The organism is Pseudomonas sp. FG35 (assembly GCF_057809295.1).
Genome location: NZ_JBMDJR010000025.1, coordinates 1 through 24,605, shown reverse-complemented (window position 1 = coordinate 24,605; position 24,605 = coordinate 1). Strand labels below are relative to the sequence as shown.

The 24,605-nt window shown below is 61.0% G+C and carries 19 protein-coding genes; 6 read left to right on the top strand and 13 right to left on the bottom strand.

The window, feature by feature from the left end:
• Positions 1-90: 90 nt before the first annotated feature.
• The 3 genes from ACODTD_RS28040 (at position 91) to nadE (ending at position 3,159) form a co-directional block, all read left to right on the top strand.
• Positions 91-996 (top strand): LysR family transcriptional regulator, encoded by a 906-nt coding sequence (locus tag ACODTD_RS28040; RefSeq protein ID WP_011332203.1) that lies wholly within the window; start codon positions 91-93, stop codon positions 994-996.
• A gap of 107 nt (positions 997-1,103) precedes the next feature.
• Positions 1,104-2,327 (top strand): nicotinate phosphoribosyltransferase, encoded by a 1,224-nt coding sequence (gene pncB, locus ACODTD_RS28035; RefSeq protein WP_011332202.1) that lies wholly within the window; start codon positions 1,104-1,106, stop codon positions 2,325-2,327.
• A gap of 4 nt (positions 2,328-2,331) precedes the next feature.
• Positions 2,332-3,159, top strand: coding sequence for an NAD(+) synthase (gene nadE / locus ACODTD_RS28030; RefSeq protein WP_064379115.1), 828 nt, complete (start codon positions 2,332-2,334; stop codon positions 3,157-3,159).
• 55 nt (positions 3,160-3,214) lie between these two features.
• Here nadE and azu read toward each other — a convergent pair whose 3' ends face one another.
• Positions 3,215-3,661: an azurin gene (azu, locus tag ACODTD_RS28025; protein ID WP_007950684.1), complete on the bottom strand. Its 447-nt coding sequence runs from the start codon at positions 3,659-3,661 to the stop codon at positions 3,215-3,217.
• Positions 3,662-4,004: 343 nt separating this feature from the next.
• On the opposite strand from azu, the gene ACODTD_RS28020 reads away from it, so the two are divergent.
• Both ACODTD_RS28020 and ACODTD_RS28015 read left to right on the top strand, forming a co-directional pair.
• On the top strand, positions 4,005-4,592 hold the full coding sequence (locus ACODTD_RS28020) for a cytokinin riboside 5'-monophosphate phosphoribohydrolase (RefSeq protein ID WP_064379113.1): 588 nt from the start codon (positions 4,005-4,007) through the stop codon (positions 4,590-4,592).
• Positions 4,593-4,660: 68 nt separating this feature from the next.
• Entirely contained in the window at positions 4,661-4,840 is a 180-nt protein-coding gene (locus ACODTD_RS28015; protein ID WP_489105414.1) for a hypothetical protein, read from the top strand.
• A gap of 64 nt (positions 4,841-4,904) precedes the next feature.
• Here ACODTD_RS28015 and ACODTD_RS28010 read toward each other — a convergent pair whose 3' ends face one another.
• From ACODTD_RS28010 to ACODTD_RS27995, 4 genes are all read right to left on the bottom strand, one after another.
• A complete protein-coding gene (locus ACODTD_RS28010) occupies positions 4,905-5,795 on the bottom strand; it encodes a transglutaminase family protein (RefSeq protein ID WP_201817233.1) in 891 nt (296 codons plus the stop codon).
• Entirely contained in the window at positions 5,795-8,281 is a 2,487-nt protein-coding gene (locus ACODTD_RS28005; RefSeq protein WP_221615482.1) for a circularly permuted type 2 ATP-grasp protein, read from the bottom strand. Before ACODTD_RS28005 ends, ACODTD_RS28010 begins: the two co-directional genes overlap by 1 nt.
• Before the next feature lie 88 nt (positions 8,282-8,369).
• Entirely contained in the window at positions 8,370-11,645 is a 3,276-nt protein-coding gene (locus ACODTD_RS28000; protein WP_011332196.1) for a transglutaminase family protein, read from the bottom strand.
• A 323-nt stretch (positions 11,646-11,968) separates the two neighbouring features.
• Complete coding sequence (locus ACODTD_RS27995) at positions 11,969-14,272, bottom strand: YgiQ family radical SAM protein (protein WP_489105413.1); 2,304 nt, start codon at positions 14,270-14,272, stop codon at positions 11,969-11,971.
• Between the two features lie 157 nt (positions 14,273-14,429).
• Between ACODTD_RS27995 and ACODTD_RS27990 the strand changes: the two genes are divergently transcribed.
• Complete coding sequence (locus tag ACODTD_RS27990) at positions 14,430-17,009, top strand: hypothetical protein (protein WP_011332194.1); 2,580 nt, start codon at positions 14,430-14,432, stop codon at positions 17,007-17,009.
• A gap of 9 nt (positions 17,010-17,018) precedes the next feature.
• On the opposite strand, the gene dnaB is transcribed toward ACODTD_RS27990, so the two are convergent.
• The 8 genes from dnaB to ACODTD_RS27950 all read right to left on the bottom strand — a co-directional run.
• A complete protein-coding gene (gene dnaB, locus ACODTD_RS27985) occupies positions 17,019-18,416 on the bottom strand; it encodes a replicative DNA helicase (protein WP_011332193.1) in 1,398 nt (465 codons plus the stop codon).
• Between the two features lie 120 nt (positions 18,417-18,536).
• The gene (rplI, locus tag ACODTD_RS27980) at positions 18,537-18,983 is read right to left on the bottom strand and encodes a 50S ribosomal protein L9 (protein ID WP_003186385.1); all 447 of its coding nucleotides are present in this window, start codon (positions 18,981-18,983) and stop codon (positions 18,537-18,539) included.
• A 19-nt stretch (positions 18,984-19,002) separates the two neighbouring features.
• The gene (locus ACODTD_RS27975) at positions 19,003-19,893 is read right to left on the bottom strand and encodes a YybS family protein (RefSeq protein ID WP_085611056.1); all 891 of its coding nucleotides are present in this window, start codon (positions 19,891-19,893) and stop codon (positions 19,003-19,005) included.
• 36 nt (positions 19,894-19,929) lie between these two features.
• Positions 19,930-20,160, bottom strand: a complete 231-nt coding sequence (gene rpsR / locus ACODTD_RS27970) for a 30S ribosomal protein S18 (RefSeq protein ID WP_002551829.1) — start codon at positions 20,158-20,160, stop codon at positions 19,930-19,932.
• A gap of 28 nt (positions 20,161-20,188) precedes the next feature.
• Entirely contained in the window at positions 20,189-20,617 is a 429-nt protein-coding gene (gene rpsF / locus ACODTD_RS27965; protein WP_007950702.1) for a 30S ribosomal protein S6, read from the bottom strand.
• Between the two features lie 306 nt (positions 20,618-20,923).
• Positions 20,924-21,691 (bottom strand): 23S rRNA (guanosine(2251)-2'-O)-methyltransferase RlmB, encoded by a 768-nt coding sequence (gene rlmB, locus ACODTD_RS27960; protein WP_007950704.1) that lies wholly within the window; start codon positions 21,689-21,691, stop codon positions 20,924-20,926.
• Positions 21,688-24,318 carry a ribonuclease R gene (gene rnr / locus ACODTD_RS27955; protein WP_064379105.1) on the bottom strand — a complete coding sequence of 877 codons (2,631 nt, stop codon included), beginning with the start codon at positions 24,316-24,318 and terminating at the stop codon, positions 21,688-21,690. Before rnr ends, rlmB begins: the two co-directional genes overlap by 4 nt.
• A gap of 50 nt (positions 24,319-24,368) precedes the next feature.
• On the bottom strand, positions 24,369-24,605 hold a 237-nt coding region (locus tag ACODTD_RS27950; protein ID WP_218569164.1), incomplete at its 5' end, for a hypothetical protein.

Below are 24,605 nucleotides of genomic sequence, written 5' to 3'. Positions count from 1 at the left end.
GCGTCAGGAAGGCTGTGCAACAAACGACCTTTACGCGAGATATCATTCCGTTTATTCATGCTGCGCAGAAAGACAAGAAAAGGATCGCCCATGCTGAACAAACGCCACTTGCCGTCGATCACCGCGTTGCAGTGCTTCGAGGCCGTGACCCGGCACCTGAGTTTCACCCGGGCTGCCGAGGAACTGAACCTGACCCAGAGCGCTGTCAGCAAGCAGGTGGCGCAGCTCGAAGAATTGCTGCAGCACTTGTTGTTCCGTCGGGTTCGCCGTCGTTTGCAGATGACCCCGGCCGGCGATCTCTACTTGGTGGAAGTCAGAAAAATCCTGACCCAGGTCGAGATGTCGACCCATTACCTGCGTTCCTACGGCGGCGAAACCGAAGTCCTGCGCGTCTCCACGCCCTCGACCTTCGGCGCCCGCTGGCTGGTGCCGCGCCTCAAGGGCTGGCGTCTGCGTCATCCATCGATTCATCTGGACCTGTGCAACGAGCAGGAGGCCGATGACTTGCTGCAAGGGCGCAGCGACCTGGCGTTCTATTTCGGCCAGGGTTCTCGCCCCGGCACCGAATGCCTGAAGCTGTTCGGCGAAGAATTGGTGCCAGTCTGCGCGCCGGGCAGCCTGCCGGACACTCCGTTGACTGATCCAACGCAACTCACCGATCTGGTCCTGCTGCAGAATGCTTCGCGCCCGCAAGCGTGGCACGACTGGTTCGACAGCCAGGGTTACCAGACCGAACACAGCTACCACGGCCCGCGCTTCGAAACCTTTTATATGTGCATCCGCGCCGCCCAGGTCGGCTGTGGCGTCGCCCTGCTGCCGAGGTTTCTGGTGGAAGAGGAATTGGCCGACGGCAAACTGGTCATTCCCTGGCAGCATGCAATGCCCAGCACCGATGCGTATTACCTGGCTTATCCGGAACACGCGGCGGAAGTGCCCAAGGTGCGGGATTTCGTGAAGTGGATGCTGGAGCAGATCGACAGTCCTGATGCGGTCTGAGGCGCTGTGCCGGGATAAAAATCGCTGGCAATCCCCACCCCGGATATGCGCCACTAGCGCCATTGATTGATACCGCGCCAGAGCGCGGCCCGCCTGGAGACCCCGTTATGAGCGAGAGTGTGTTTGCCGATCGCATCGTGCAGAACCTGCTCGACACCGACTTCTACAAACTGACGATGATGCAGGCGGTGCTGCACAACTACCCCAACGTCGAAGTCGAATGGGAGTTTCGTTGCCGTAACAGTGAAGATCTGCGCCCGTATCTGGCGGAGATCCGCTTCCAGGTCGAGCGTCTGGCCGAGTTGAGCCTGAGCGCCGATCAGTTGAGTTTCCTGGAGCGCATCAGCTTCCTCAAACCTGACTTCCTGCGTTTCCTCGGCCTGTTCCGCTTCAACCTGCGCTACCTGCACACCGGTATCGAGAACGGCGAGTTGTTCATCCGCCTGCGCGGGCCGTGGCTGCATGTGATCCTGTTTGAAGTGCCGCTGCTGGCCATCGTCAGCGAAGTACGCAACCGCTATCGCTACCGTGAAACGGTGCTGGAACAGGCCCGCGAACAGCTTTACCGCAAGTTCGACTGGTTGACCGCCAACGCCTCGGCCGAAGAGTTGTCGCAGTTGCAGGTCGCCGATTTCGGCACACGCCGGCGGTTTTCCTACCGCGTGCAGGAAGAAGTGGTGAACGTGCTCAAGCACGATTTCCCCGGACGCTTCGTCGGCACCAGCAACGTGCATCTGTCCCGCGAACTGGACATGAAACCGCTGGGCACCATGGCCCACGAATGGATCATGGCCCACCAGCAACTCGGCCCGCGGTTGATCGACAGCCAGATCGCCGCCCTCGATTGCTGGGTTCGCGAGTACCGCGGCCTGCTGGGGATCGCCCTGACCGACTGCATCACCACCGACGCCTTCCTCGGCGATTTCGATCTGTTCTTCGCCAAACTGTTCGACGGTCTGCGCCACGATTCCGGGGACCCGGTGCTGTGGGGCGAAAAATGCATCGCCCACTATCACAAGCTCGGCATCGACCCGATGAGCAAGACGTTGGTGTTCTCCGACAGCCTGACCCTGCCCAAGTCGCTGGAGATCTTCCGTGCGTTGCGCGGCCGGATCAATGTCAGCTTCGGCATCGGCACCAACCTGACCTGTGACATTCCGGGTGTCGAACCGATGAGCATCGTGCTTAAAATGACTGCCTGCAACGGCCAACCGGTGGCGAAGATCTCCGACGAGCCGGGCAAGACCCACTGCAAAGACCCGAATTTCGTCGCCTATTTGCGACACGTTTTCCAGGTTCCTGCCGTTTCCAGCCTTTCCAGCAAGGAGTGAATTCATGCAAGCCGTACAGCGTGAGATTGCTGAACAGCTCAACGTTCAGCCACCGTTCGCCGATGACCAGGCCCTCGAAGCGGAAGTCGCCCGCCGCATCAGCTTCATCCAGGATTGCCTGACCAGTTCCGGACTCAAGACCCTGGTGCTGGGCATCAGCGGCGGGGTCGATTCCCTGACCGCCGGCCTTCTGGCCCAGCGTGCGATGCGCGAGTTGCGCGAGCGCACTGGTGACGAGGCCTACAAGTTCATCGCCGTGCGCCTGCCGTATGACGTGCAGTTCGATGAACACGACGCCCAGGCCTCGGTGGACTTCATCGCCCCGGACGAACGCCACACCGTCAACATCGGCCCGGCGGTCAAATCGCTGGCCAGCGAAGTCGCAGCCTTCGAAGGCAAGCACGCGGTGTCGGTGGATTTCGTGCTCGGCAACACCAAGGCGCGGATGCGCATGGTCGCCCAGTACACGATCGCCGGCGCGGCTCATGGTCTGGTGATCGGCACCGACCACGCGGCGGAAGCGGTGATGGGTTTCTTCACCAAGTTCGGTGACGGCGCCTGCGATCTGGCCCCGCTCAGCGGTCTGGTGAAAAACCAGGTCCGGGCCATCGCCCGCAGCTTCGGCGCACCGGAATCACTGGTGGAAAAAGTGCCGACGGCAGATCTGGAAGACCTGTCGCCGGGCAAGCCGGACGAGGCGTCCCACGGCGTGACCTACGCCGAGATCGACGCCTTCCTGCACGGCGAGCCGGTGCGTCAGGAGGCGTTCGACATCATCGTCAACACCTACAAAAAGACTCATCACAAGCGGGTCATGCCGTTTGCGCCTTGAATCCAGGGCATAAAAAAAGCGTCCTTCGGGACGCTTTTTTTTGACCTTGTGTTGCTTACTTCAGGGTTACGGTGCCTTTCATCATCGAGATGTGGCCCGGGAACGAGCAGAAGAAGCCGTACTTCTCGTCAGCCTTGAGCTTGGACACGTCGATGGTCAACGAATCGGTTTCCTTGGCGCCAATGATCTTGGTGTGAGCGATCACGCGTTCGTCACCGTCCTTCAGGTAGTTCTTGTCGATGCCGGCGGCCAGGCCGTCGGTGGCGATCGGCTGCATGTCGGCTTCTTTGCTGATCACCAGGTTATGGCCCATGACGTTCTTCGGCAGGCTGCCGGAGTGGGTCAATTCGACGGTGAAGGTCTTGCAGCTCTTGTCGATTTCGATGGCCTTGGTGTTGAAGGACATCTGGTCGGTGGAATCAACGGTGGTTTTGCACTCGGCAGCCATCAATTGGCTGCTGGCCAGCGCCAGCAGGGATACCGCAACAACTTTGGAAAACATGGTGAATCTCCAAGGCAGGGTTAACAAAAACACGAATGGTTGGAAGACTGCCTGAAATCTTCGCAAGTTCCTATGACTTGAGTCAAAAATTGTATACAACTTTCAGGCTATGACACTCATCGAAACAATCTAACAGCCAGACGTTTGGCCGGGCCGTATCTTCAGGGCTCAACGTTAATCTGGAGCATCCGTCATGTCCTTCAACAGCCTGTTGTGCAGTCTGCTTGCCGCCTACGCCTGTGGTGCCAGCGGCACCTGTGAAACCCCGAAACGCGAAGTCTAGTCCTTGGATCGAGACCCGCCAGCCTTTACCCTGTGCGACTGATCGACACAGGAGCAAGGCATGTCTCTCACATCCGTTTGTGTATTTTGCGGTGCCAACGCCGGCACCACTCCGGCGTACACCGAAGCCGCCATCGCCCTCGGTACCGCCATTGCCGAGCGTAAGCTGACGCTGGTTTACGGCGGCGGGGCTGTCGGCCTGATGGGGATTGTCGCCGACGCTGCGCTGGCGGCCGGTGGCGAAGTGATCGGCATCATCCCGCAGAGCCTGATGGACAAGGAAATCGGTCACAAGAGCCTGACCCGCCTGGAAGTGGTCGACGGCATGCACGCGCGCAAAGCGCGGATGGCCGAACTCAGCGATGCGTTCATCGCCCTGCCCGGTGGCCTCGGCACCCTGGAAGAGCTGTTCGAAGTGTGGACCTGGGGCCAGCTCGGCTACCACGGCAAGCCGCTCGGCCTGCTGGAGGTGAACGGTTTCTACAGCAAACTCACTGCATTTCTCGATCACATCGTCGGCGAAGGCTTCGTTCGCGCGCCACACCGTGACATGCTGCAAGTGAGCGAATCGCCGCAAACGCTGCTCGAAGCCCTCGATCAATGGCAGCCGACCGTCACGCCAAAGTGGGTCGACCAGAAACCCGGTTAACCCCCGGGCACCGATACAGGGCAGAATACGCGCCGCTCAACCTCACCTTCGACCCCAGAGGATCGCCCATGGCCAAACCCAATTACTCCTTCGCCAAACGTCAACGTGACCTGGCCAAGGAACAGAAGAAAGAGGAAAAGCTTCAGCGCAAGAAACAGATGGCTGAAGAAGCGGCACTGAATCCTGACGGTGAAGTGGCGACCGATAATGATGTTGAGGCACCGAAAGACCAGGCACCCGACGCCTGAGCTGAATCGCGAAATTGAACACACTCCATTGTGGGAGCTGACTGGCTCCCACAATGGATCGCACTTACTCCAGCGGCATCACCGTGACCCGCACCTCCGGATCATGGCTCCCTCCCCCCAGAATCACCCCGCGCAACGGCGAGACATCAGAGAAATCCCGACCCCAGGCCAGGGTGATGTGCTCCAGCGCCGGCTGCACGTTGTTCGTCGGATCGAAATCCACCCAGCCCAGCACCGGGCAAAACACCGAGACCCAGGCATGGGACGCATCGGCGCCGATCAACCGTGGCTGCCCCGGTGGCGGTTGGGTCAGCAGGTAACCGCTGACGTAACGCGCCGCCAGCCCGCGTGAGCGCACACAGGCAAGCATCAGATGCGCAAAGTCCTGACAGACCCCGCGTCGGCGCTCCAGCACTTCCACCAGCGGCGTCGCGACTTGCGTCGCTTCGGCATCGAAGGTGAATTCGCTGAAAATCTTCTGCATCAGGGCCTGCACACCCAGCATCAGAGGCCTGCCGGCCGGGAAACAGCTCTCCGAGAACTCGACGAAACTGCGCTTCAGGTGCACGTAGGGCGACTGGAATCGATAGCGACAGGCTTCCAGCAACGAGGCAGACAACGGCTGACTGCTGTAAGTCAGCACGTTGCGCGTCAACTCCCAGGCCGGTGACTGCTGGAAATCCACCACGGGTCGCGCCAGCACTTCCACCGTCAGCCGTGCGTTGACCTGCAATTCATCATGCGGCCGTTCGAAGGCCAGGCGGGTGAGCGGATTGCCGAACACATCCTGCTCGTCACGGCGGGTGGTCGGCTCCGGACTGATCAGCAATTGCTGTTCGGTGCAACGCTGCCACTCGCATTCGCGCGGCCACAGGTGCGCCAGTTGCTGGGCCAGGGACACCGGACTGTCGTAGCGATAGCACGTGTCGTGAAGGATCTGGTAATGGGCGCTCATCAGACGGACACCGTGCGCTGGCTGACATCATCGACATGGGCGAAATGGCGCAGGGCCAGACGATCCGACACCTGACTGCTGGCGTCGGCGATCTCCTGCAGCAGATCCGCCAGACCGTCGAGGGCCGCGCGCACGCTGGGTTCGCCGAACAAAGGATTCTCCAGACAGCTCAAGTCGAAACGCGCCAGACGCTCGACCAGCGTCGGCAATCCTGCCTCCCTCGGCACTCCGAAGTCATCATTCAAACGCTTGAGGGTGCGAGTCACAAGTTTCAACTGGAACAACACCGCATGGGGGTTCTGCTCATCCAGCAGCAACAGGTCGAGCACCGGAATCAACTGCGCCACTGCCAAATAACGCGAGCGATAGGTGATGCTGCTGTTGCCCAGCTCCAGCAACCACTCAAGCCCGGCCTGATCGAACGCCCCGGCGCCGCGCAGAAAACCCGCAAGGCTGCTGCTGAGAAATTGCAGGCGTTCGATGCGCCGGCCGATCATCAGGAAGCGCCAGCCTTCGTCACGGGTCATGTCGTCGAGGGCAAACCCGGACAGCGCCGCCAGCGACATCACCAGCCGGTTTAGAAAATCCAGCAGCTCGCCGAAGTCCGGTTCGTCGGTGTCAAGTTCCGAAGCCTCACGTTGCAACTCCACCAGCGCCTGCCAGTTTTCCCGGGACAACTTGCCGCGCACCTGCGAAGCCGCCCACTGCAAGCGCTGCAGGTTGGAGCGCAGGCTGAACGACCAGTCCTCGCCGAGCAGTGCCGCGAGCAAGCGTTCCGGAAGTTCACCTTCATCCGGCAGCAGCATCAGCCGCTCGCCCAGATCCACAGCGGCCTGCAAGGCCTGTGGATCATCACCGTCGACGTACCGCGCCAGCATGATCCGCAACAACCGCGCGCTGTCGTCACAGCGCTCGCAGTAACGGCCGAACCAGAACAGATTCTCCACCACCCGCGACGGCAGGTACGGATCGCGCCGCACCAGATCAGGCACGCCGATATTGCGCTGGGCTTTCCACTGTTCCCCGCTCGGCGGTCGATCCCCCAGCACCCAGGTGTCCTTGCTCGCGCCACCGCGCTGCATCGACACCACTTCGGCATCGGCTTCGGCCGCGACCCGGGTCAGGCCACCGGGCAGCACCCGATAACCGTCGTGACTGGCCACCGCGTACATGCGCATGCCGATTGCCCGGGGTTGCAGTTGCCCGTCCTCGGGCTGCCAGATCGGCGCCTGAGACAGCTGCGCAAGTTCTTGCGCGACATACGCATAAGGGCGGGCCTGCATGCGCGCAGCGAGGCTTTCACGCTGTTTTTCGCTCAGATCCCGACCCAATACCGGCGTAAAGCTTTGCGAAGGGAACGCCGGTTTGATCAGCAGCTCCGGCAATTTTTCCAGGGCCTGGGCCAGCACCGGCGCTTCGCCGCACCACCACGTGGCAATGGACGGCAGGATCAGATCTTCACCGAACAGGTACTGATTGATCTTCGGCAGGAACCCCAGCAGCCCCGGCGACTCCAGTACTCCACTGCCCAGTGCATTGGCGACCAGAACCCGGCCCTGACGCACCGCCTCCAGCAATCCCGGAACGCCCAGCGCCGAATCCGTGCGCAACTCCAGCGGATCACAGAAGTCGTCGTCGAGCCGGCGCATGATCGCGTGCACCCGGCGCAGGCCACTGAGGGTTTTCAGGTAGACCGTGGCATCACGCACCGTCAGGTCACCGCCCTCCACCAGCGGATAACCAAGCTGGCGTGCGAGATAAAGGTGCTCGAAATAGCTCTCGTTGAAACGCCCCGGGGTCAGCAGCACCACCAGCGGCGCGTCATCGTCGCACGGGGCCTGATGGGCCAGAGTTTCCTGCAGGGTGCGGAAGAAGCCGGCCAGATGTTGCACCTTCAGATCCCGGTACAACTCGGGGAAGGCGCGGGACACGATGGTGCGATTTTCCAGCGCATACCCGGCCCCCGATGGCGCCTGAGTGCGATCCGCCGTCACCCACCAGCGTCCGTCCGGCGTGCGCGCCAGATCCACGGCATACAGATGCAGAAAGGCCCCGTCCGGCGGCGCAATGCCCTGACAGGGCCAGAGAAAGTTGTTGTGGCCGAACACCAGCTCCGCCGGCAACAAGCCTTCGCGGATCAACTGCTGCGGGCCATACAGGTCCGCCAGCACCGCATTGAGCAGCCGCGCGCGCTGGGCGATTCCGGCAGACAGCTGTTGCCACTCGTCAGCGGCGATCACGTGGGGCAGCAGATCCAGTTCCCACGGACGGTCCGCCCCCTTGGGGTCGGCATAGACGTTGTAGGTGACACCGTTTTCCTGAATCTGCCGGGTCAGCAACGCCTGACGCTGCACCAGTTGCGCCGGGGTGCTGCGCTGCAATTGGTCGACCAGTCGCCGCCAGTGCGGGCGCACCGCCCCGCTGTCGTCGAGCAGTTCGTGATAGGTGCCCGCCGTCAGCGGGTAGCGGTCAAGCAGGTCAGGCATGGAAAGCTCGGCAGCCGGCAAGGAACGGTCAGACTAACGCAGGCACATGACGCCCGGATATACGAAAAATCCGGGCGTCGCGTACGACTTAGAAACGTCGTAAATCGAGTGTCATCGGCAGCTCGTCGGAGATTGTCAGGTTCGGTATCGGAAGCTTCCCCGGCGTATGTCCGATGCGGAAGAAACGCGCCATGCGCCGGCTCTCCGCTTCGTTGGCGTTGACCGGCAGCGTTTCGTAATTGCGCCCGCCCGGATGGGCGACGTGGTACTGGCAGCCGCCCAGCGAGCGCTGCATCCAGGTATCGAGCAAGTCGAATACCAGCGGCGCATGCACCGGGATCGTCGGTTGCAGGCAATTGGCCGGTTGCCACGCGCGGAAACGCACACCCGCGACAAACTCGCCAACCCGTCCGGTCGGTTGCAGCGGCACCGGGATGCCATTGCAGGTCAGCAGATAGCGCTGCGGCGGCAGCCCCGTGAGTTTGACCTGCAAGCGCTCCAGCGATGAGTCGACGTAGCGCACCGTACCGCCCGCCGCGCCCTCCTCGCCCAGCACATGCCAGGGTTCGAGAGCCTGACGCAATTCCAGCTCGATGCCGTTGACGGCGTAATCGCCGACTTTGGGAAAGCGGAATTCCAGATGAGCCGCAAACCATTCGGCACGCAGCGGATAACCGGCACTGTTGAGCTCGACGATGACGTCGGCGAAGTCCTGCTCGATGAAGTGCGGCAGCATGAAGCGGTCGTGCAGCTCCGTACCCCAGCGCGCCAGTTTCGGTGGCGCATAGGGCTCGCGCCAGAACCGCGCCACCAGCGCTCGCAACAACAGCTGCTGCGCCAGGCTCATGCGCGCATGGGGTGGCATTTCGAAACCACGCAACTCCAGCAACCCGAGGCGCCCGGTGGCGCCGTCCGGTGAATAGAGCTTGTCGATGCAGAACTCGGCGCGGTGGGTGTTGCCGGTAACGTCGATCAGCAGATTGCGCAACAGCCGATCCACCAGCCATGGGGCGCACTCTTCTCCCGGCGCCGGCATCTGCGCGAAAGCGATTTCCAGCTCATACAACGCATCGTTGCGCGCTTCATCGACTCGCGGCGCCTGAGAGGTCGGGCCGATGAACAGACCGGAAAACAGGTAGGACAGCGAAGGATGGTTGTGCCAGTAGCTGATCAGGCTACGCAGCAGGTCCGGGCGGCGCAGAAACGGTGAGTCACCCGGTGTCGCGCCGCCGAGGACGAAATGGTTGCCGCCGCCGGTGCCGGTGTGCCGCCCGTCGACCATGAATTTCTCGGTGGACAGTCGGGTCTGGCGCGCTTCTTCGTACAGAAATTCGGTGCGCTCGACCAACTCGTCCCACGCCGCCGACGGCTGCACGTTGACCTCTATGACGCCGGGATCCGGGGTGATGCGAAAGTTGTTCAGGCGCGGATCGCTCGGCGGCTCATAGCCCTCCAGCAATACCGGACAATGCAGCTCCTCGGCGGTGGCTTCGATGGCCGCGACCAGTTCCAGATAATCCTCGACCCGCTCCAGCGGCGGCATGAACAGGTACAACCGGCCTTCCCGGGCCTCGGCGCAGAAGGCGGTGCGGGTCAGCCAGTCGGCGGACTCGTCGATTTTCGGCACACGATCGTACGCCGGAGCCGGCTCACCGTGTTGGTTGAGCTGCGCTGTTTCGGGCAGCTCGGGGAAATCCTGATTCGGGTCGTTCGGATGAATGAACGGGTACTCCGCCGCCTTCACCCAGGGCTGTGAACCCAACGGCAGGCGATAGCCCAGCGGTGAATCCCCCGGCACCAACCGGCAATGCTCATCGCGCAGGTACCAGCGCCCGCTCTGCCACTGATCGCCCTTGGCGGTGCGCGCCAGCGGCAGCACCTGGCCGATGACCTTGTCCAGCCCCTGACTGAACACCTTGCGCAGTCGCGCACGTTCCAGCGGCTCCTCCAGACGCGAGTCTTCGGCGCTGACGTTGCTCGGCAAGGCGCCCTCGCGCCAGAGGTAATAGAAATTGTCTTCGTAGGCCGGGAAAACGAAGCGTGTCGGCAGTTTCAGGCGTTCGGCGACACTCGCCAGAAAGCGCCCGGCCAGTTCACCCGTGGCGCCGTAATCCTGCTGCTCATCGGCGATCAGTGCATTGTTATGCCAGATCGGCACGCCGTCGCGGCGCCAGTAGCAATTCAGCGACCAGCGCGGCAGTTGCTCGCCCGGATACCACTTGCCCTGACCGAAATGCACCAACCCCTTGGGCGCGTAATGTTTGCGCAGGCGCTGGAACAGTTCGGCGGAGAGCCGGCGCTTGTCCGGGCCCAGCGCGGCGGTGTTCCACTCGGCGCCATCCGGGTCGTCGATGGACACGAAGGTCGGTTCGCCGCCCATGGTCAGGCGCACATCGCCTTCCAGCAGGTCGGCATCGATCTGCCGGCCCAGCGACTGGATCGCCAGCCATTGCTCATCGGTGTAGGGCTTGGTGACCCGGGGTGCTTCCCAGATCCGCTCCACGGACATTTCGTGGCTGAATTCACACTCGCAAGGCTCCACCAGACCACTGATCGGCGCCGCCGAGGACGGATCGGGACTGCAGGCCAGCGGGATATGCCCTTCACCGGCGAACAGCCCCGACGTCGCATCAAGGCCGATCCAGCCGGCGCCGGGCAGATACACCTCGCACCACGCGTGCAGGTCGGTGAAGTCCACTTCGGTGCCGGACGGGCCGTCGAGGCTTTTCACGTCGGCGGTCAGTTGAATCAGGTAACCGGAGACGAAACGCGCCGCCAGCCCGAGGTTTCGCAGCAGTTGCACCAGCAGCCACGCCGAATCCCGGCAGGAGCCGGAGGCGTGTTCGAGGGTATGCTCCGGGGTTTGCACACCCGGTTCCATGCGGATCAGGTAATTGATGTCTTCGCTCAGACGCTGATTGAGCGCCACCAGGAAATCCACGGCCGGCAACGGCGTGCGGTCGATGGCATCCAGATAGGCCTTGAATTTAGGCGTCAGCGGCAGGGTTTCGAGGTACGGCGCCAGCTCCTTGCGTTCGTCGGCGGCGTAGGCGAAGGGGATTTTCTCGGCGTAGGGCTCGAGGAAGAAGTCGAACGGGTTGAACACCGCCATTTCGGCCAGCAGATCGACCTCGATCCGCAGTTCGGCGGTTTTCTCGGGGAACACCAACCGTGCGAGGTAGTTGCCCTGGGGGTCCTGCTGCCAGTTGATGAAGTGCTGCTCGGGCGAGACTTTCAGCGAATAGGACAGAATCCGCGTGCGGCTGTGGGCAGCCGGGCGCAGACGCACGATCTGCGGGCCGAGTTCGACAGCGCGGTCGTAGCGGTAATGCGTGACGTGATGCAATGCGACATGAATCGACACGGCGTGCCTCCTGCGAGCCCAAGCGTATTCGAAAGCGCGCAAGACTTATGCCATGCAGAGGCTTGGGCGCTTTCCCGGAATGCTTAGGGCAGTACAGCACCAAAATCGGGCGATGCGGTGAAATGCTTTGGCACAGTTGCACGCAAATGTTGCGAAAGCGGCCGGATACTTGATCGTTCCCACGCTCCCGCGTGGGAATGCAGCCCGTGACGCTCTGCGTCACTGGACGCGGAGCGTCCCTGGAGGCATTCCCACGCAGAGCGTGGGAACGATCAGCAAAACGCCAACCCGAAGGTTGGCGTTCTGTTCAGCTCAAGTGCGCTTCAACGCGGTACGACCGGCTTGCGTGCCGGTTTCGGCCCTTTGCCTTTCGCCGCTTCCTTGCGTTCCTTGGCGGCCTGCTGGTTGCGGGCGAACGCCGCGGCCTTGGCCTGTTCACGCTTGTCCCATGGATTGCCGCCGTCACTGGCGCGCGGTGGCAGACCGGTGTGCTGGGTGAGGATCTTGGTGGTTTTCTCTTTCGCGACCTTGTGACTGCCGGCCGGTGTCGAGTTCTTGCGACGGGCACTCTGGTAGCTGTCGGTGGCCGGCTGGTGCAGCGGGATCAACTGATGCTTGCCCGGCCCGATCAGGTCGGCGCGGCCCATGCGGGTCAGCGCTTCACGCAGCATCGGCCAGCCTTTCGGGTCGTGATAACGCAGGAACGCCTTGTGCAGACGACGCTGCTCCTCGCTCTTGACGATGGTCACGCCGTCGCTCTTGTAGGTGACCTTGCGCAGCGGGTTCTTGCCCGAGTGGTACATCGCGGTAGCGGTGGCCATCGGCGACGGATAGAACGCCTGCACCTGATCGGCACGGAAGCCGTTGCCCTTGAGCCACAGGGCCAGGTTCATCATGTCTTCGTCGGTGGTGCCCGGGTGCGCGGCGATGAAGTAAGGAATCAGGTACTGCTCTTTCCCGGCTTCCTTGGTGTACTTCTCGAACATGCGCTTGAAGCGATCGTAGGTGCCGATCCCCGGTTTCATCATCTGGTTGAGCGGACCTTCCTCGGTGTGTTCCGGGGCGATCTTCAGGTAACCACCGACGTGGTGCGTCACCAGCTCCTTGACGTACTCCGGCGACTCGACCGCAAGGTCGTAACGCAGGCCGGAGGCGATCAGGATCTTCTTCACACCCGGCAGCGCACGGGCGCTGCGATAGAGCTGGATCAGCGACGAGTGGTCGGTGTTCAGGTTCGGGCAGATGCCCGGGAACACGCAGGACGGCTTGCGGCACGCGGATTCGATTTCCGGGCTCTTGCAGGCGATGCGGTACATGTTCGCGGTCGGGCCGCCGAGGTCGGAAATGACGCCAGTGAAACCCGGCACCTTGTCGCGGATTTCTTCGATTTCGCGAATGATCGACTCTTCGGAACGGTTCTGGATGATCCGGCCTTCGTGCTCGGTGATCGAGCAGAACGTGCAGCCACCGAAGCAGCCACGCATGATGTTCACCGAGAAGCGGATCATGTCGTAGGCCGGGATTTTTTCCTTGCCGTACGCAGGGTGCGGAACACGTGCGTAAGGCATGCCGAACACATAGTCCATTTCTTCGGTGGTCATCGGAATCGGCGGCGGGTTGAACCAGACGTCGATCTCGCCATGCTTCTGCACCAGCGCACGGGCATTGCCCGGGTTGGTTTCCAGGTGCAGCACGCGGTTGGCGTGGGCGTACAGGACCGGGTCGTTACGCACCTTTTCCATCGACGGCAGGCGGATCACGGTCTTGTCGCGGGTCATTTTCGGGCTGGCCAGGATCTGTACGACCTTGGCTTCTTCCGGGTCTTCAACCGGCCCCTTCTCCTGCTCGATGGCGCAGGCCTGAGTGTCCTGGGTGTTGACGTACGGGTTGATGATCTTGTCGATCTTGCCCGGACGGTCGATGCGCGTGGAGTCGACTTCGTACCAGCCCGCAGGGGTGTCACGACGGATGAACGCGGTGCCGCGCACATCGGTGATTTCTTCGATCTTGTGACCGTAGGACAGACGCTGGGCGACTTCGACAATCGCCCGCTCGGCGTTGCCGTACAGCAGGATGTCGGCGCTGGCGTCGATCAGGATCGAGTTGCGTACGCGATCCTGCCAGTAGTCGTAGTGGGCGATGCGGCGCAGGGAGGCTTCGATGCCGCCGAGCACGATCGGCACGTGCTTGTAGGCTTCCTTGCAGCGCTGGCTGTAAACCAGGCTCGCGCGGTCCGGACGTTTGCCGGCCATGCCGCCTGGGGTATAGGCGTCGTCGGAACGGATTTTCTTGTCCGCGGTGTAGCGGTTGATCATTGAGTCCATGTTGCCGGCCGCGACGCCGAAGAACAGGTTCGGCTCGCCGAGCTTCATGAAGTCGTCTTTGGACTGCCAGTTCGGCTGCGCGATGATCCCGACGCGGAAGCCTTGCGACTCCAGCAGCCGGCCGATGATCGCCATGCCGAACGACGGGTGATCGACGTAGGCATCACCCGTGACAATGATGATGTCGCAGGAATCCCAGCCAAGCTGATCCATCTCCTCCCTGCTCATCGGCAGGAACGGCGCTGGCCCGAAACATTCGGCCCAATATTTTGGATAGTCAAATAACGGCTTGGCTGCTTGCATGTCGATAACCGGTGTTGGCTTTCATTGAATTTCGCGGGCGCGGAATATAGCACAAATTTTGACCAATTCCGACGACTGTGGTCGGTTTCTCGTCGCACCGCCCGCCGCCACGCTCTCTGTTCAACAAACGGGTTCACTTATTCAAGGATGAATACGCATGCCTGCAAAACCACCCTCCATAGGCGTCACGACCGTCGAAGTGCACAATCCGCCTTCGAGACCTGTGACCGGACATTTTCCGGAGCACTCCACTTCGCCTCCGGTTCCTGCGGACACCCGCCTGTTCACGCCGCGTCCCGCACACGCCAGCCTCCCGGCAATCGACGGCCCGGACACGATCTCTCCCGCACCGTCCGTGACATTCGCCGAAAGCCTCTCAAACCCGACGGCTTCACCGAGAAGACTCAGGCTCGAAACCTATGGCATTCCTTCCGGTGTCCGACTGCCGGAGGCCGACACACAGGGTTTCAGAACCTTCAAGGGGCGACTGTTCGTCGAAGCGTACGATGGCAGCATTGTGCAAGTTGGCCTGGACCCTGAAAGCCGCATCTACCGCATCAGACTCAGCAATGAGTTGAACCCCTCGGGCCCTGTTCTCTTGCAGGATCCCCAGAGCAAACGCTGGTATCCACTGGATGAGTTCCAAGCCGGGCCCCTTGCACTGACTTCCAGTCGACTGGACGCATTCCGGACAGGCCTGGATTTCTCTGGCATCGCGCCGGACAGCGAGGGGCTGCACAACTTCGAAGGCAAGCGCTACGTGGTCATTGAAAGCCGCGCCTATCAGGTGATGCGCGACGTTGACGCCTCCTCTCCCGCGCACACCGTCTGGCGCATCGTCGCGTCGAAGGATCCGGTCGCCTCCGACAGCGAAAACACCTACCGCGCCAGTCGGGCCGGCTCCACCCTGGCCATCACTCGCACTGCCGAAGGTTTTTGGGTTCCCAGTCTGCATGGGCTCAAGGGAGGCATGCGTCGCAGTGCAATCGCTCAGCACAACAAAACCTATCTGCTCCAACGGCATGAGCCCATCAGGAATGCCTTCGATGCCCTGACCGCTTCCAACACGCGCTATGGCGAACTCTGGCGCCGTGCCCAACCCTTGCCTGAGGGCAGTGACGCCGAAAAGGCCGCGCTGATCGAGATCGAAGTGCATGTGATCAAGCACACAAGAATGCAGGCCGATTACGTCAAGTCACTCATCGACAACCGGGACTGGCTGATATTGCTCAAGGCAGGCGGACTCTATAAAGCCGAGCTTCATGCTCAGCAGATCAACAGAATCGACTACTTCAACAAACTGCTTGCAGTCATGGACCGCAGAGCTCTGCCAACCCTGCATGCAATCACCGTCGAGTCGCTCAAGCGCAACCTCGTCCACCTCGACAAAAAGCTGAAGATCATGGACGAGCGTCAGACCGTGATGGATCAGATTCAGAAGGCTGACCGCAGCGCCCTGGCGGTTCTGGAGGAGATGAATCGCAAAGTGCCCACGGTGGATCAGATCCAATCCAGCCAATACAACATTTGCCTGCGCCTGATCTCCGACGATCCGCAGAATCCGCAGGATCACGGCATGCGCAGTGCCATGGCCATGCACTTGCTCAAGCAGGATCTGAACGAAGTCTTCGGGTACTCCGAACCTCTTGCATTGCAATTGACGATCGAAAACATCAAAAGCGACAAAGCAGGCCTGGAGGCATTGCTCGCGTCGACAACGCCGGCCAAGGCAGAGTACGTCAGGAAGGCACTGACCCTGCTCGATGCCTTTGAATCGAAAATCGAAACCCGGCTGAACGATATCTTTGACCGGATTGACAACAACCAAGAACTGCCCGGCTACGATCAGGAAATCGATTTCGACTTCCTCCCTGGACAAGTTACCGGAGCCGCCGGAGACGCGGCGCCGCGAAAGTTGTTCCGAACCCGTCAAAATGGCACTTACCGTGTGCTGGTCGGCGTGCCGGACACCGCTGCCGACGGCCGCATCACCCTCAGCGTTCCCGACCTGTTCAAACCGAACGATCCCCCTCAACGCTACGAAATGAAAGAAGGTGAGTGGCAGCCCGTACGTTCCGCCCCGGCCCCGACCTCCAGACCTCAGCTGGTCAGCGAAGCGCTGGCGCGCCTTGGTAACGTGGAGGCGTACCTGGCCCAGGCTCGATTGATGGAAAGCCGAAAGGACAACCCGACCACCATTGTCGAATATCTGGGTGCCGAGACGGATCGACTCGCAGGTCTGGCGAAACACCTCGAGCTCCTCGGGCAAACGGCAGCAGGCGCTGAAACCTCCCACTTGATCAGCCGACTGAAAGCTGCCGCCGACTCAATGGGCGCCAAAGGCCAGGATATTTTGATACGGATGTACAAAAACAAGGATGTGCTGGACGTCCCGCGCCTGAACTTCCTGCTTGAGCATGCTCAACTCAAGGTGGTCAAAACGGTGGAGCGCAAGCAACTGGGCAAGGGCAAAGACAAGTCATTCCTGGACGTTTACTCGATCATCGACCGCTCGGATAACACGCCCTTGTGGGAGGCCCACTTTCACTACGACAGGCAGGACCGCGCTGCGCTGGATTACACCGTCAAGGGCGCACACCTGAAAACCCTTGAACAGCGCAGGCTCGGCAGCTCGTTTCAACAGCGCGAAGAACAGGCTGGTCGGCCCCACCAACGGATATGGCGGGAGTTCATCAGCCCCAGGGTTGCCCAGAAACTGTTTGATCAGCTGACGTGATCAATTGCGTTACTCGTCGTCGTCGAAGTTGTAACTGCCCGGCGCGAGGTTTTCGAAACGTGTGTATTTGCCGATGAAAGCCAGGCGAATGAAGCCGATCGGACCGTTCCGCTGTTTGCCGATGATGATTTCGGCGATGCCCTTGTGTTCGGTTTCCGGGTGATACACCTCATCCCGGTACACGAACATGATCACGTCGGCGTCCTGCTCGATCGCTCCGGATTCCCGCAAGTCGGAGTTCACCGGGCGCTTGTTGGGACGCTGTTCCAGGGAGCGGTTGAGCTGCGACAGGGCGACCACCGGGCAGTTGAATTCCTTGGCCAGGGCTTTCAGGGATCGGGAGATCTCGGAAATCTCGTTGGTCCGGTTGTCGCCGCTGGAACCCGGGATCTGCATCAGCTGCAGGTAGTCGATCATGATCAGGCCGATGTCGCCGTGCTCGCGCACCAGCCGCCGGGTCCGGGCACGCATCTCCGACGGACTGATGCCGGCGGTGTCATCGATGAACAGCTTGCGGTCGTTGAGCAGATTGACCGCCGAGGTCAGACGCGGCCAGTCGTCGTCTTCCAACTGGCCGGAACGTACCTTGGTCTGGTCGATACGGCCGAGGGACGACAGCATACGCATGATCAGCGATTCGCCTGGCATCTCGAGGGAGTACACCAGCACCACTTTGTCGCTGCGCAACACGGCGTTTTCCACCAGGTTCATCGCGAAGGTGGTCTTACCCATCGACGGACGGCCGGCGACGATGATCAGGTCGGCCGGTTGCAGGCCGCTGGTCTTCTCGTCGAGGTCGGTGTAGCCGGTGGACAGGCCGGTGATCGAGTCGGCAGTGTTGAACAGGGTGTCGATGCGGTCGATGGCCTTGGTCAGCAGGTCATTCACACCCACCGGGCCGCCGGTTTTTGGCCGGGCCTCGGCAATCGCGAAGATCTGCCGCTCGGCTTCGTCGAGGATTTCCTCGGCGGTGCGGCCTTCGGGATTGAAGGCGCTGTCGGCAATTTCGGTGCTGATACCGATCAGCTGACGCAACGTCGCGCGCTGGCGGACGATCTGCGCATAGGCCTTGATGTTGGCGACGGACGGCGTGTTTTTCGCCAGCTCACCCAGGTAACCGAGGCCGCCGACCTGCGAAGTCTGACCTTCCTTGTCCAGTTGCTCGGCAAGGGTCACGACATCGATCGGCAGGTTCTGATCGGCCAGTTTGGCGATCGCACGGAAAATCAGACGGTGGTCATGTCGGTAGAAATCGCCGTCGGAGACTTGATCGAGCACGCGTTCCCAGGCGTTGTTGTCCAGCATCAGACCACCGAGCACGGCCTGTTCGGCCTCGATGGAATGCGGCGGCACCTTCAGCGCGGCGGTTTGCAGATCGTATTGCTCGGGAGCGGAGATTTCGTTCATGGCCACTTTTTAATCAGGAAAAGCAGGGAGTGCAGAAAGACAAAGGGCACGACCTGTAAACAGGATCGTGCCCGATGTTAACCGTCTGCCGGACAAGCCGCCAGTCGATCAGGGTGTTGCTTAAGCTGCTACCACGACAACGCGTACGGTGGCTTCAACTTCGGCGTGCAGGTGCACAGCCACGTCGAATTCACCCACGTTGCGGATGGTGCCGTTCGGCAGACGAACTTCGCTTTTCGCCACTTCAACGCCGGAGGCGGTCAGTGCGTCAGCGATGTCGTGAGTACCGATCGAACCGAACAGCTTGCCTTCGTCGCCAGCGGTGGCAGTGATGGTCACTTCCAGCTCGGCCAGTTGGGCAGCACGGCTTTCAGCCGAAGCTTTACGGTCTGCGGCGGCTTTTTCCAGCTCAGCGCGACGCTCTTCGAACGCAGCCAGGTTGGCAGCGGTCGCAGCGGTGGCTTTGCCGAAAGGCAGCAGGTAGTTACGGCCGTAACCAGCCTTAACGTTTACTTTGTCGCCCAGGTTGCCCAGGTTGGCGATTTTTTCCAGAAGGATCAGTTGCATGTGGAAATCCTCTTAACTTTTAACCTTCACCGTTCGCGTTATCGGTGTCTTTCGACACCCGACCGCGAAAATCAATCAGGCTGTCGACAATGGCCAGAACCACGAGCAACGGATAGATCAGCTGCATGAACAGCAACAGCGTTACGTACAACCCCACCAGCCAGAAACCGGCCAGTCGCCTTTGCGCCACCAGCCCGTGAATCAGGGCCAGCCCGGCGAACACCAGCGGTACACTGCACAACGGCGTCAACATGGCCATCTGTGCACCGAGATTCGGGCCCAGAAGCATTAACGCCAGCAGCAACATCGCCGGTCCCAGCGGGATCCGGATGGCGCGAAACTCGCGACCAAAACCACCCGGGTTGTACAACAACGCCTGCCAGTAACGCCCGACAATCAGGCTCAGCACGCTGACGATCTGCAACAAGGCCGCAATCAGGCCGGTCAGGACCGGTGCGATCAGCGACGCGAAACGCGCCTGCTCGTCTACCGACAATTGTTGGTAGGCATCACCGAGAAGCGCGGGCATGACCTTTACCAAGGCCTGCGCCAGCATCTCGATCTGGGGCGCAAACGCCGCCCCGAGCACCACTGAAAACACTAGCCCCATGGCTACGCTGACCAGCAGCGTGCGGACCCAAGACTCGCTTGCGCGCAACACCAACGCAAGCCCCGAAGACCCCAGCAGCACCAGAAGTGCCCGTGGGTCATCGGCATACAACCACCAGATCAATGCCGGCAGCAGTCCCAGTGACACGACGCCCAGGGCGTCGGCCAATCCGCGCCGCAGAAGCACCAGGCTCCCGGCGGCAGCACCCAACCAATACAACAACGGCAATGTTGCACACCCGGCCACTACGAGAGTGGCCTGCATACGGCCGCGCATGATGAACTCAGCTAAGGCACGCATGCATTCAATCCTTTGCTACTTGTCGACTGCCCGGTCTCAGCGGCCGTGGCTGTCGGTGTAGGCCAGCAGGGCCAGGAAGCGGGCGCGCTTGATAGCGGTGGCCAGCTGACGCTGATAACGAGCTTTGGTACCGGTGATGCGGCTTGGAACGATTTTGCCGGTCTCGGATACGTAGGCTTTCAGAGTGTTGAGATCTTTGTAGTCGATCTCCTTCACGTCTTCAGCGGTGAAGCGGCAGAATTTACGACGACGGAAGAAACGTGCCATTTGATAGGCTCCTTAAAAGGTCCGTGGATTACTCGTCAGCGTTATCGCTGTTGTCGCTGTCGCTATCGCTGTCATCGCCATCGGCGCTGCCATCGTGCTCAGGACGTTCGCGACGCTCACGGCGCTCACTGCGGTTTTCTTCAGCCTTGAGCATCTCGGACTGGCCGGTAACGGCTTCGTCGCGACGGATGACCAGGTTACGGATCACAGCATCGTTGTAGCGGAAGTTGTCTTCCAGCTCGGCCAGGGCCTTGCCGGTGCACTCAACGTTCAGCATCACGTAGTGAGCCTTGTGAACATTGTTGATTGCGTAGGCCAGTTGACGACGGCCCCAGTCTTCCAGACGGTGGATTTTGCCGCCGTCTTCTTCGATCAGCTTGGTGTAACGCTCAACCATGCCGCCGACTTGCTCGCTCTGGTCAGGGTGGACCAGAAAGATGATTTCGTAATGACGCATGAATGCTCCTTACGGGTTGTAGCCTGCCGCTCAAAAACGGTCAGACAAGGAGTGAATGACACTTATGGACTTGCTGGCGCGGGGCACATGAATGCCTGCCGTCACAGCAAGGGGCGCAATTGTAGAGAAGGGACTGAAGAGGTGCAAGGCAATTGGTGATTATTTGAACAGTCACACTTTCTGCCACACCAGAAAACACTGTGGGAGCGAGCCTGCTCGCGATGACGGCTTAACATCCAACAATGATGCTGAATGTAACTCCGCTTCGCGAGCAGGCTCGCTCCCACATTTTGGACTGCGTAAGGCTCAAGCTTTTTTGGCAGCCGCCTTGGCCTTGGCACCGCGCTGGCGCTGGGCTTCGAACAGGCACACGCCGGTCGCAACCGAGACGTTGAGACTGCTGACACTACCGGCCATCGGCAAATGCACCAGGTAATCGCAATGCTCGCGGGTCAGGCGACGCATGCCTTTGCCTTCGGCGCCCATGATCAGGATGGTCGGGCCGGTCAGGTCCTGGTCATAGATGCTGACCTCGGCCTCACCTGCCGTGCCGACAATCCACAACCCGCGCTGCTGGAGTTTTTCCAATGTGCGAGCAAGGTTGGTCACCGCCACCAGAGGAATCACCTCCGCAGCGCCGCAAGCCACTTTACGCACCACGGGCGTCAGAGTGGCCGACTTGTCTTTCGGCACGATGACCGCCAGCGCACCGGCAGCATCCGCCGAACGCAGGCAGGCGCCGAGGTTGTGCGGGTCGGTCACGCCGTCTAGCACCAACAGCAACGGCGCGCCTTCGGTGCGATCGAGCAACTCGTCGAGCATCGCTTCGCCCCAGACCTGGCTCGGACTGACGTCCGCCACCACGCCCTGGTGCACGCCTTCGACCCAGGCATCCATTTCACGGCGCTCGGCCTGACCGATCTGGACCCGGTTTTCGTTTGCCAGCTCGATCAGCGTCTGCACCCGCGGATCGTTGCGGCTTTCAGCCAGCCAGATCTGTTTGACGCGTTTCGGGTGGTGACGCAGCAACGCTTCTACCGCGTGAACGCCGTAGATTTTTTCCAACTGACTCATGACTTCGCCTTCGGTTTACGCGCCCCGCCACTTTTGGCTGGAGCGGAACCCGCTTTCGGCGGGCCTTTACGGTGTTTGCTCGGTTTGGCTGGCTTGCCGCCGGAGGCCTTGTCAGGCGCCGACCGTCCGGTCTTTCCCCCGGACGCCGCTTTACCACCGTTTTTGGCGTCGGCCAGCAAGGCCTTCTTCATTTCACGGCTTTTGCGCAGCTCGGCGTTTTTCGCCACGGCATCGCTTGGGCGATAAGCCTCGACAGCCTTTTCCTTGGCCGGGCGACGGCTGGCGGTTTTTGCCGGAGCCTTTTCTTCCACAACCTTGGCTGCAGGAGCGGTCGTCTCGGTGCCACGCTTCTTGCGGCCGATCGGCGCGCTGATGGTTTTTTCAGCCATCTCGAAGTCGATCTTGCGCTCGTCGAGATCGACGCGCATGACCCGCACTTCAACGGTATCGCCAAGACGGAAGCTGCGACCGGTGCGCTCGCCCGCCAGGCGGTGATGCACAGGGTCGAAGTGGTAGTAGTCGCCCGGCAGCGCCGTCACGTGTACCAGACCTTCGACATAGATATCGGTCAGCTCGACGAACAGGCCGAAACCGGTCACGGCAGTGATCACACCCGGGAACGATTCGCCCACGCGGTCTTTCATGAACTCGCACTTGAGCCAGTTCACTACGTCGCGGGTCGCTTCGTCGGCACGGCGCTCGCTCATCGAGCACTGCTCGCCGAGTTGCTCCAGCGCTGCTTCGTCGTACGGATAGATGCGCGCCTTCGGAATGGTCATCGCACCGGCACGGCGAACGTGCGGGGTGTCCTGTTTCGAATGGATCACGCTGCGGATCGCCCGGTGCGTGAGCAGGTCCGGGTAACGACGGATCGGCGAGGTGAAGTGGGTATAGGCTTCGTAATTCAGGCCGAAGTGGCCTTCGTTCTGGGCGCTGTACACCGCCTGACTCAGGGAGCGCAGCATCACGGTCTGGATCAGGTGGAAATCCGGACGGTCCTTGATGCTGGCCAACAGGGCCTGATAGTCCTTCGGCGACGGGCCATCCTTGCCTTTGTGCAGGGACAGACCGAGCTCACCGAGGAACGCGCGCAGTTTTTCCAGACGCTCCGGTGGCGGGCCGTCGTGGACGCGGTACAGCGCAGGGATTTCGTGCTTCTTCAGGAATTCGGCAGTGGCCACGTTGGCCGCCAGCATGCATTCCTCGATCAGCTTGTGTGCATCGTTACGGGTAGTCGGACGGATTTCGGCAATCTTGCGCTCGGAACCGAAGATGATCCGGGTTTCCTGCGTTTCGAAATCGATCGCGCCGCGCACGTGACGGGCAGCCAGCAATACCTTGTACAGCGCGTAGAGCTGCTTGAGGTGCGGCAAGACATCGGTGTATTCACCGCGCAACTTGCGCCCTTCGGTCGCTTTCGGCGTTTCCAGCATCGCGCTGACCTTGTTGTAGGTCAGACGGGCGTGGGAGTGGATCACCGCTTCATAGAAGCAGTAGTCGGTCATTTCGCCGGACTTGGAAATGGTCATCTCGCAAACCATGGCCAGACGATCAACATGTGGATTCAGCGAGCACAGGCCGTTGGAGAGCTGCTCCGGCAGCATCGGCACCACACGCTCGGGGAAGTACACCGAGTTGCCGCGCACTTGGGCTTCGTTGTCCAGAGCCGAACCGATCTTCACGTAGCTGGAAACGTCGGCAATCGCCACGTACAACTTCCAGCCGCCGGAGAACAGGCGCAGTTTGCCGGGTTTGGCTTCGCAGTAGACCGCGTCGTCGAAATCGCGGGCATCTTCGCCGTCGATGGTGACGAACGGCAGATGGCGCAGGTCGACGCGCTTCTCTTTGTCTTTCTCTTCGACTTCCGGCTTGAGCTTGCCGGCTTCCTTCAGAACGGCTTCAGGCCAAACGTGCGGAATGTCGTAGGTGCGCAGGGCGACATCGATTTCCATGCCAGGCGCCATGTAGTTGCCGACGACTTCAATCACATCGCCTTGCGGCTGGAAGCGCGGGGTCGGCCAGTGGGTGATTTTCACCTCGACGAACTGACCGATCTGGGCGTTGGCGTTGCGGCCCGGGGTGACCAGCACTTCCTGCTGAATCTTCGGGTTGTCCGCAACGACGAAACCGATACCGCCTTCTTCGAAATAGCGGCCAACGATGCTCTCGTGGGCACGGGACACCACTTCAACGATCACGCCTTCGCGACGACCGCGACGGTCCAGGCCGGAAACACGGGCCAGAGCACGGTCGCCGTCAAACACCAGACGCATTTGCGCCGGACTCATGAACAGGTCATCGGAGCCGTCATCCGGCACCAGGAAACCGAAGCCGTCGCGATGACCGCTGATGCGACCGAGGATCAGGTCGAGCTTGTCCACCGGCGCATAGGTGCCACGGCGGGTATAGATCAGTTGAGCATCGCGCTCCATGGCACGCAGACGGCGGCGCAGGGCTTCGATCTGGTCTTCTGTGGTCAGACCAAACTCTTCGACCAGTTGCTCGCGGGCAGCAGGCGAACCCCGATCAGCAAGGTGCTGAAGGATCAGTTCGCGGCTGGGAATAGGGTTTTCATATTTTTCCGCTTCACGAGCGGCCTCGGGATCGAGGGACTGCCAATCGGCCATTAGAGAGTTTTCACCTTGTCTATATGCGGGTTAGTTTGGCATAGGCGCCATCAAACGGGAAATTTCCGACTATATAAGGCGCGTCTGGAGCCTTGTATCGACGCCTGGAGGGCGTTTTGAACACCGCTGGTAAAAAAAATCATTTTTTTTGCTGGCAGGGGTTTACAGTTAAAAAGGCGCTCCGTATAGTGCGCGCCATCGACGACGTACACACGTTGACGAGATGCCCAGGTGGTGAAATTGGTAGACACGCCAGCTTCAGGTGCTGGTGACCTTACGGTCGTGGA

Coding starts and splice junctions, on each gene's coding strand:
- pncB (WP_011332202.1), top strand. CDS start 1,104: ATGAGCGAGAGTGTGTTTGCCGATCGCATCGTGCAGAACCTGCTCGAC.
- ACODTD_RS28005 (WP_221615482.1), bottom strand. CDS start 8,281: ATGCCTGACCTGCTTGACCGCTACCCGCTGACGGCGGGCACCTATCAC.
- azu (WP_007950684.1), bottom strand. CDS start 3,661: ATGTTTTCCAAAGTTGTTGCGGTATCCCTGCTGGCGCTGGCCAGCAGC.
- rpsF (WP_007950702.1), bottom strand. CDS start 20,617: ATGCGTCATTACGAAATCATCTTTCTGGTCCACCCTGACCAGAGCGAG.
- ACODTD_RS28020 (WP_064379113.1), top strand. CDS start 4,005: ATGTCTCTCACATCCGTTTGTGTATTTTGCGGTGCCAACGCCGGCACC.
- nadE (WP_064379115.1), top strand. CDS start 2,332: ATGCAAGCCGTACAGCGTGAGATTGCTGAACAGCTCAACGTTCAGCCA.
- ACODTD_RS27995 (WP_489105413.1), bottom strand. CDS start 14,272: ATGCAAGCAGCCAAGCCGTTATTTGACTATCCAAAATATTGGGCCGAA.
- rpsR (WP_002551829.1), bottom strand. CDS start 20,160: ATGGCACGTTTCTTCCGTCGTCGTAAATTCTGCCGCTTCACCGCTGAA.
- ACODTD_RS28015 (WP_489105414.1), top strand. CDS start 4,661: ATGGCCAAACCCAATTACTCCTTCGCCAAACGTCAACGTGACCTGGCC.
- ACODTD_RS27975 (WP_085611056.1), bottom strand. CDS start 19,893: ATGCGTGCCTTAGCTGAGTTCATCATGCGCGGCCGTATGCAGGCCACT.
- ACODTD_RS28010 (WP_201817233.1), bottom strand. CDS start 5,795: ATGAGCGCCCATTACCAGATCCTTCACGACACGTGCTATCGCTACGAC.
- ACODTD_RS28040 (WP_011332203.1), top strand. CDS start 91: ATGCTGAACAAACGCCACTTGCCGTCGATCACCGCGTTGCAGTGCTTC.
- dnaB (WP_011332193.1), bottom strand. CDS start 18,416: ATGAACGAAATCTCCGCTCCCGAGCAATACGATCTGCAAACCGCCGCG.
- rnr (WP_064379105.1), bottom strand. CDS start 24,318: ATGGCCGATTGGCAGTCCCTCGATCCCGAGGCCGCTCGTGAAGCGGAA.
- rplI (WP_003186385.1), bottom strand. CDS start 18,983: ATGCAACTGATCCTTCTGGAAAAAATCGCCAACCTGGGCAACCTGGGC.
- rlmB (WP_007950704.1), bottom strand. CDS start 21,691: ATGAGTCAGTTGGAAAAAATCTACGGCGTTCACGCGGTAGAAGCGTTG.
- ACODTD_RS27990 (WP_011332194.1), top strand. CDS start 14,430: ATGCCTGCAAAACCACCCTCCATAGGCGTCACGACCGTCGAAGTGCAC.